The organism is Dietzia sp. (genome assembly GCF_036741115.1).
Classification (GTDB): Bacteria; Actinomycetota; Actinomycetes; order Mycobacteriales; family Mycobacteriaceae; genus Dietzia.
Map to the genome: position 1 here is coordinate 1 of NZ_DAINST010000104.1, position 8,118 is coordinate 8,118.

At 71.2% G+C, this 8,118-nt stretch carries 5 protein-coding genes and 1 pseudogene; all 6 read right to left on the minus strand.

Annotation, left to right across the window (positions count from 1 at the left end):
* Window positions 1–128 precede the first annotated feature (128 nt).
* The gene (locus V7E05_RS12890) at window positions 129–992 is read right to left on the minus strand and encodes a CPBP family intramembrane glutamic endopeptidase (RefSeq protein WP_333620046.1); all 864 of its coding nucleotides are present in this window, start codon (window positions 990–992) and stop codon (window positions 129–131) included.
* 9 nt (window positions 993–1,001) lie between these two features.
* A complete protein-coding gene (gene purH / locus V7E05_RS12895) occupies window positions 1,002–2,657 on the minus strand; it encodes a bifunctional phosphoribosylaminoimidazolecarboxamide formyltransferase/IMP cyclohydrolase (protein WP_333620047.1) in 1,656 nt (551 codons plus the stop codon).
* Window positions 2,658–2,769: 112 nt separating this feature from the next.
* Window positions 2,770–3,420, minus strand: coding sequence for a phosphoribosylglycinamide formyltransferase (gene purN, locus V7E05_RS12900; protein WP_333620048.1), 651 nt, complete (start codon window positions 3,418–3,420; stop codon window positions 2,770–2,772).
* Between the two features lie 66 nt (window positions 3,421–3,486).
* A complete protein-coding gene (locus tag V7E05_RS12905; protein ID WP_333620049.1) occupies window positions 3,487–5,436 on the minus strand; it encodes a cell division protein PerM in 1,950 nt (649 codons plus the stop codon).
* Window positions 5,437–5,547: 111 nt separating this feature from the next.
* Window positions 5,548–7,584 carry a DUF5336 domain-containing protein gene (locus V7E05_RS12910; RefSeq protein WP_333620050.1) on the minus strand — a complete coding sequence of 679 codons (2,037 nt, stop codon included), beginning with the start codon at window positions 7,582–7,584 and terminating at the stop codon, window positions 5,548–5,550.
* A 176-nt stretch (window positions 7,585–7,760) separates the two neighbouring features.
* Window positions 7,761–8,118 (minus strand): annotated as a pseudogene (locus tag V7E05_RS12915) (succinate--CoA ligase subunit alpha); the annotation flags it as partial.

The following is an 8,118-nucleotide window of genomic DNA, read 5'->3' on the forward strand; positions in this document are numbered from 1 at the left end:
GCCGCCGCGATGAGCTCGTCCCGCCGCGCCGCCTTCGCCCGCGCGCGGGCGGTGATGCGTGCGGGTCCCCCGGATGAAGAGGCCGCCGGGTCCGAGATATCAGATACGTGGCTGGTCACGGCCCCAGGCTACCCGGCGGACACACTCCCCAACACGAGAATCACCACGATCGCGTTGTTCACCGAATGGACCACGATGCCCGGGACGATCGAGCGGTACCATTCGGCGAGCAGGCACAGACCCATGCCCATGACGGCGAGGTACGGCAGCGCCGTGGGCAAGAAGTGGATAGCCCCGAACGCGCAGCCTGCGATTGCCACGGCCGCCCAGCGGGAGAAGCGAGTGCGCAGGGCTCCGAAGAGGAGGCCGCGGAAGACGAGCTCCTCCCACACGGGCACGAGCCCACACATCAGGACGAGCGCGATGGCGACCACGGGCAGCGACTGCCCGGCGACGAGGTCCGATGCCCCGCCGCCTGCGCCCTGCTCGCCGTCTGCGCCGTGGAATGGTGCGACGAGAACGAGCTCGATGACGAGCGCCGCGACGAGTAGCGCGGGGATCTGCCACAACAGGTTCCACATCGATCTCTCGGGCGCACGAGCGCCGAGCAGGTCCCAGCATCCGCAGAGCGGGACGGCGACGAACGCCCAGAGCCCGAGGAGCATCACCACCGACGAGGCCGCGAGGATGACGATCCCGAGCGCGACCCCGGACGGCGGCGAGTCGCGGGCGAGGCTCACGGCCACCGCGGCGAGCACCAACACGGCGATGAACCCGACGCCGAGCGCTGTGACCTTCGCGATGGCGAAGACGGCGAAGCGGCCGCTCAGTGGCGAGGCCCAGCGCTGCGCGGCCGGTCCCCACCCCTGCGCCCCACGGCCCGGCGTGGCGCGTGGGTCGATCGGGCGCATCGGCGGGAGCGGCACGCCTTGGCCGGTCCGCGAGTCGGACCACTGGTGCGGCCCGGGATACTGCGGGTTCTGCGGGTACACCGGTTCGGACTAGTGGAAGAAGTGCCGCGAGCCGGTCATGTACATCGTGATCCCGGCCTTCTCCGCGGCCTCGACGACCTCCGGGTCGCGAACGGAACCGCCTGGCTGGACGACTGCGCGGACGCCGGCGTCGATGAGCACCTGGAGCCCATCGGCGAACGGGAAGAAGGCGTCCGAGGAGGCGACGGCGCCGCCCGCCCGCTCATCCCCCGCGCGCTCGACGGCGAGGCGCGCCGAGTCGACGCGATTGACCTGTCCCATGCCGACGCCGACAGTCGCGCCACCGGACACGAGCACGATGGCGTTGGACTTGACCGCGCGCCCGGCGCGCCACGCGAACTCGAGGTCGCGGAGCACCTCCTCGGGCACATCGGGGCCGCATGCCTTGGTCCAGCCCGAGGCGACATCGCCCGGGGCGTCGAGCACGTCGCGCGACTGCACGAGCGCACCGCCGGAGATCTGCTTCCGCTCGATCGTCTCGGCCGGCACCGGCGCGGTGAGGATGCGGATATTCTTCTTGCCCTGGAGCACCTCGACGGCTCCCTCGGCGTACGACGGGGCGATGATCACCTCGGTGAAGATCTCGGCGACTTGCTTCGCCATCTCCACGGAGACCTCGCGGTTCGCAGCGATCACACCGCCGAAGGCGGAGAGCGGGTCGCAGGCGTGAGCGGCGCGGTGGGCGGCGGCGATGTCGCCGGCGATGGCGATGCCGCACGGATTCGCGTGCTTGATGATCGCGACACACGGCTCCGACTGGTCGAAGGCCGCGCGCCAGGCGGCGTCCCCATCGGCGTAGTTGTTGTAGCTCATCTCCTTGCCGTGGAGCTGGGTCGCCTGGGCGATACCGGGTGCCGCGGCTGCGTCAGTGTAGAGCGCGGCGCTCTGGTGCGGGTTCTCCCCGTACCGCAGCGAGGCCTTTCGGTCGAGCGACTGCCCGATCCACACGGGGAAGGCGGCGTCCGAGCCATCCGAGTTCTCGGAGCCTTCCGACGGCTCGCCCGAGACCGTATCGCCCGTGGTCTGGGCGGTGATCCACGTGCCCACCGCGGTGTCGTAGGCGGCGGTGTGGCGGAAGGCCTCGGCGGCGAGAGCGCGTCGCTGCGAGAGCGTGAACCCGCCGCCGGACACGGCCGCGGCGACCGCGCCGTAGGACTCCGGCGAGACGACCACGGCGACCGAGGGGTGGTTCTTCGCGGCGGCGCGCACCATTGAGGGACCGCCGATGTCGATCTGCTCGACGCACTCGTCGTAGCCGGCGCCCGAGGCCACGGTCTCGGTGAACGGGTAGAGGTTGACCACCACGAGATCGAACGGCTCGACACCGAGCTCGGCGATCTGCTCGAGGTGCTCGGGCTTGCGCGAATCGGCGAGAATGCCGGCGTGGACGCGCGGGTGAAGAGTCTTGACGCGCCCCTCGAGGCACTCGGGGAAATCGGTGAGCTTCTCCACAGGGGTCACGGCGACGCCGGCCTCGGCGATCTGCTTCGCGGTCGAACCGGTGGACACGATCTCGATCCCGGCGTCCCCGAGCGCCCTGGCGAGCTCGGCGAGCCCGGTCTTGTCGTAGACGCTCACGAGCGCGCGGCGAATCGGGCGCGTCGTCTCGGCGCCGCGCGGGTCGCCGGTGGACTCGGGGATGGAGCTGCTTGCAGAGTCTGACATCGGTGGTCTCGTCTTTCCTCGGTTCGGTCGGTGAGAAAGTCTGTGTCGATCCGGTTTGCGCCTCCGGGCTCTTTCCCCCGCGTATGACGGCGGAGGTCCGCGTCCGCGTCGCCTATCCGCTCCCGCGCCCGGCGGTGCCGCCCCTTGCGGCCGCGGCGAGATCGACGCCGCCGGTGGCCACCCCCACGATGGTCGCCACGATGAGGTCCCGCTCGAGCGCCTTGATGCGCTCGTGTAGCTGACTCTCCAGTTCGCCCTCATAGACCTCGAGGGCGCGCTGCGCGAGAATCGGCCCGGTGTCCACGCCGGCATCGACGAGGTGCACCGTGCAGCCGGTGACCTTGACGCCGTAGGCCAGCGCGTCGCGGACGCCGTGGGCGCCGGGAAACGCCGGCAGCAGGGCTGGGTGGGTGTTGATGGTTCGGCCGCCGAAGACGGCGAGGAAGGCCGGGCCCAGGATCTTCATGAACCCCGCGGAGACGATGAGCTCCGCGCCGAACGAGGTGACGACGTCCGTGAGGGAGGCGTCCCATTCCTCGCGGGCGGCGGCGTTGCCGAGCTCGACGACCTCGGTGGGGATGCCCGCGGCTCGGGCCCGTTCGTTCGCGGGGCATTCGCGGTCCGTGACCACTCCGACCACCCGGTAGGGGCGGCCGGGGAGCTTGGCGGAAGCATCGAGAATCGCCTGCAGGAGCGTGCCCCCGCCGGAAGCCAGCACCACGATGGGAGTGCCTTGATCGGGGGTGGGTTCCGGTGCGTTCACGAGCGGGCGGTCTCCTTCGCTGCCGTACGGCCGTTCGCCTTACACCCTAGTCCCCCGGCCCGCGGGTCAGTCCCGGCGCTCGGTCTCCGCGGTGGCGGAGGCGTCCGCAGCACCCGGGTCCGCCGCCAGGGTCTCGTCGTCGTTCTCGACCGGAACATCGCCGCCGGCCTCGCCCCAGCCGTCGGCCGCCTCGGCCTCGGCGAGCATCGCCTCGGTGATGAGCGGGATCTCGTCGGTGTCCGGATCGTCGGCCGCGACCTGGGCTTCGGAATTCCGGCTCGCAGGTTGTGGGGACGCGGGGTGCGGGGTCCCGGAGTTCGGGACTTCCCGCACCACGGGGTTCTCGGCGGTGTCCTCGAAGCCCGTCCCACCGTGGAGACCGGGAGAGTCGGGAGCGCTCATATCGCCGTCGGCGTGCTCGTGATCCCCGGATGCGTCCGCAGCGGGTGCGGCATCCTCGGTGTCCTCCGCGTCTTCCGCGTACTCGCCGCCCGCAGCAGTCGTGGTGTCCGCGTCGGCGCCCATACCCTCCCCGATAGCAGCAGAGTTATCGACCGTGGTGTCGCCGGCGGTGTTGTCGCCGGGATCGACGCCGACGCTGCCCTTGTCCTCGTCCTCGTCCTCGGATTCCCCGGCTCCGGCCCCGACCGAGGCGGCGGCCGCGGCGCCTGCAGCGGCAGTCGATGCCGCGGCGGCCGTGCGACGAGGAGCTCCGCCGTCATGGGCGGGGTTTCCGAAGCGGGCGTTGCGGGCGGCGACGCGCTCGCGCCGGCGCTCGATGCGTTCGGCCGCGGCGGAGCGCTTGCGCGCGACACCCACGAGCGAGAGCGCCATGGTGGCCGCTCCGAGGAGCCCCATCCATGCGGCCGCGTAGAGCGCCACGATGCCCAGGGGGTAGCCGGCGTTGCCGAGCAGACCGACCTCGCCGCCTGCGAGGAACTCGCTGCAGAGGAACACGGCGATCGCCGTGGCGGCCGCGACGACACACGCGAGCACGCCGTCTCGGGTGGTCGCGAACCAGCGGGCGGACAAGCGCGCGACGAGCACCGCGGACAATGCCGCGAGAACGAGGGCGACCTGCCACGCCCAGTTCGGGTGGGCCGAGGGCCACGCGGCGAGGACGGGCAGCGCAGGGAGATCGCCGGGGTTCACGGAGAAGACGCTCACCGAGGCGTCGCCGATGTGCGCCTGCCCGCCGATCACGGCCGCGGAGCCGAGGCCGAAGAGGTTCGGCAGATAGCCGATGGAGAGGAGGAGCACGGCGATTCGTCCCCACGCGTCTCCGTCCGCGGCGCCGAAGAGCATGCCGAGGTCGGACCAGCCGGCGATGAGCGAGATGCATAGCGCGATTCCGGTGATCGCCCAAGTCGCGGCGACGAAGGCCACGCCCATGTGGACACCGGCGACGATGTACGGCGGGATCCGACGTCGCAGCCAGCCGACGTGTGCCCACCACAGTCCGGCGATCACGGAGGCCAAGTTGATGATCGCGGTCCACAGGATCGCCGAGCCGATCGAATCGGCGCGCGCCGGGAAATCGATGTCCGCAGTGTCGAGGACGGTCGTGGCGAGTGCCGTGACCAGCACCGGCACGGTGACCATGATCGCCGTGGTGAGCATCGCCTGCCGGTCGGCGCTCTGCATCTCCTCCGTGGGCAGGCCGGGGCGCGCCTCCCCGATGGAATCGGCGGCGGCCTTCGCGTACGGCGCCGAGGAAGTGCGCACCTGCCACGCGACCGCGGCCCCGTAGAGGAGGGTCGGCAGCAGCGGGAGCATCCCGAGCACCACGCCGTCGGCGGCGAGCGGCGCCTGGTTGAGCGCGAGCCACAGCGCGGCGACGAAGTGCGGGGTCTCACCGAAATCGCGGTGCCCCACGAGAAGTGCGATGAGAGTGAACGCGAGGAGCAGCGCCAGGGTCACGCCCACGGGGAGGAGCGCCGCGCCGCCCAATCTGGCGGTGGCGGACCTCGGTACCGGGGTGCGGTCGATCTTTCGCAACAGTTCTTGACGCTCCACTAGTCCACCGTAAATTCGCCGCCCCGCGAAATGCGGATCGGCACGCCGGTTCCGGGAACCGGCGTGCCGATCAGGTGCCCGCGCGATGGCGGGACGTCGCTGTGGCGGGGATCAGCGACCGTACTCGCCGTACTGGCTGGGGTAGCCGCCGTCCTCGCCGTTCGCGGAGCCGCCGTAACCGCCGAAGCCCTGCGTCCCTTGGCCGTGCCCGCCGGGGCGGGCCGATCCGTCGCCGTAGCCCTGCGGGTAGCCCTGGGTGTGGTTCTGCCCGGCGGCGTACTCGGAGCCGGAGCTGTGGCCCGGGGTCGAGCCCTGCGCCGGGCCCGAGGCCGAACCCTGCACCGAGCCAAGGGTCGAGCCCTGCCCGTACGACTGGCTGTAGCTCCCGCCGTACTGCTGACCGTATCCGCCCTGGGCCTCGGTGCCGTACGAGCCGGCGCCGTAGGAGCCACTGCCGCCCTGGCCGTAGGAGCCGGTCTGGAAGCCGCCCGAATGCGCCGGGTTCTGGCCGTAGCCCGCTCCCCCGCTCGCGCCGCCGTACTGCGGGAAGCCACCCGAGTTCGCCGCTCCGGCCGACTGTCCGCCGTCCGCGCCGCCGTAACCGTAGCCACCGAAGCCCTGGGCGCCGTGCGCGCCCTGGCCGCCCGCAGGCTGCCCGGCGAACTGTCCCTGCGCCGCCTGCTGCTGGGCGGCCTGCTGCTGCGCGGCCCGAGCCGCCTTGTCCTGACGGCGCTGCTCCTGCTGCTGCTTGAACTTCTCCATCACGTCGTCGCCGAGGAACGCGCCGGCGGCGAGTACCAGGACGGCGATGAGCCCGAAGATCAGCGAGAGGATCGCGCCGACCTTCCACTCGGAGTTGGCCGAGACCGTGAAGAGGCTCTCTTCCGGGGTCGAAGGCGCAGTCCCGACGAGCTTGGTGACGAGGTACGTGACCCACGCACCGACCGCAATGGCGAACGCCGGGAGACGCAGCGAAGCGGTACGGAACGAGAGACCGCCGAGCACCGCCGCGACGAGGAACGCCGCGTGGAACCAGGCGTAGTCGGCGAAGCCGGAGAAGTCGAGCATCGAGACGCCGTCCTGCTCCTGGGCCGCCGAGGTGAGGAAGCCGAAGAGGAAGGTGAGCACGGCCGCGAGGGCGCCGCCCGTGGCGAGCCACTGGCGGAGATCGACCTTCGCCAGCGGCGAAGACGCTGCGCCCTGGGGAGCGTCGGCCGGGGTGTTGAAGCTGCCGCTGTTTGCGTTCGTCGCGGCAGAGGCGTCGTACCCGGCGCCGCGCTGATCGCCCAGGGAGCCGCTTGCGGAGTGGCTCCCGGCGTGGCCGCCCTCGAGGCCCGCGGCGTAGCTGCCGGAATCCGCCGTGTTCCCGGAGAATCCGGTGCCCGTCGCGGCGTCCGTGGCCGAGGTTCCCGTCGCCGCGTCCGTGGCCGACGTGCCCGCGAAGGTCGACGTGGCGGTGCCCGCGGAATCGGAGTTCGAGCCGAAGGGCGAACCCGAATGGGAATCGGAGGTGCCCGCAGATCCGGTTACAGAGGTGTCGTGGGGGTCCGAGGTGGAGGAGCCGCTCGCGGCGGCTGCTCCGGCGGACGCGAAACCGTGGGAGGACGCCGAAGAGGAAGGCGCGGCCGAAGCGGATTCCGAAGAGGCCGACGGCGAGCTCACCGGGCGTACCGGCACAGGGCCGGAGGGCTGCGACGGGCTCGACTCACTCGCCGAAGACTCGTTCGCCGAGGACCCGCTCACCGAGGACGCCGACTCGAAGCCGCCGGGCTGGGAGTGACGTCCGCCGTCATCGGAAGAAGAGGCGCGGTGCGAGCCGGGCGAACCATATGGCGAGCTGCCGTAGCCGGAACCGGACGAGGCCGAGCTCCCCGCAGCTCCCGTGTTCCACGTCGAGGTCGGGGCCTCGCTCGGCGGCGTCACGGAGGACCCGTAGCCAGAGGCGGGACCGGAGCCGTACCCGGATCCATAGGTCGAGCCCGAACCGTATCCCGAGCCGAACGCATCACCGGTGCCGTCGGGCGTGCCGGCCGGCTCCGAAGCCGCGTGTGCCCCGCGAGCGTTATCGGGCGTCTGGTTCCACTGCGGGAACCCCGGTTCGTCCGCAGAGGAGCGGCGATGGGAGGGCTGTCCGTGATTATCCGTCATGAGTCTCCTTCGCTAACCCTTCGCAACTAATTCGTTTCCACCGTAATAGCCCACCGTAATAGTTGCAGGAAGGGCGCGAAACCGGCAGGAGAAAATGCGGAAAGGGACGGGCCAAAGTGGTCCGCCCCTTTTCCTTTATTGCCTCACCTCGCGGGCCGCGAGGATGCAGCGATCGATCAGAGCTTCTCGAGGACCTCGCGCGCGAGGTTCGCCGTCTCGGACGGCGTCTTGCCGACCTTGACGCCGGCGGCCTCGAGGGCCTCCTTCTTCGCGGCGGCCGTGCCCGAGGAGCCGGAGACGATGGCACCGGCGTGGCCCATGGTCTTGCCCTCGGGGGCGGTGAAGCCCGCGACGTAGCCGAAGACCGGCTTCGAGACGTTGGCCTTGATGTACTCGGCCGCGCGCTCCTCGGCGTCGCCGCCGATCTCGCCGATCATGACGATCGCCTTGGTCTCCGGGTCCTCCTCGAACGCCTTGATGGCGTCGATGTGGGTGGTGCCGATGACCGGGTCGCCGCCGATGCCGATGGCGGTG

What these genes read in the sequence shown, in the direction of transcription:
- purH (WP_333620047.1), bottom strand. Translation starts at nt 2,657, where the DNA reads ATGTCAGACTCTGCAAGCAGCTCCATCCCCGAGTCCACCGGCGACCCG.
- V7E05_RS12910 (WP_333620050.1), bottom strand. Translation starts at nt 7,584, where the DNA reads ATGACGGATAATCACGGACAGCCCTCCCATCGCCGCTCCTCTGCGGAC.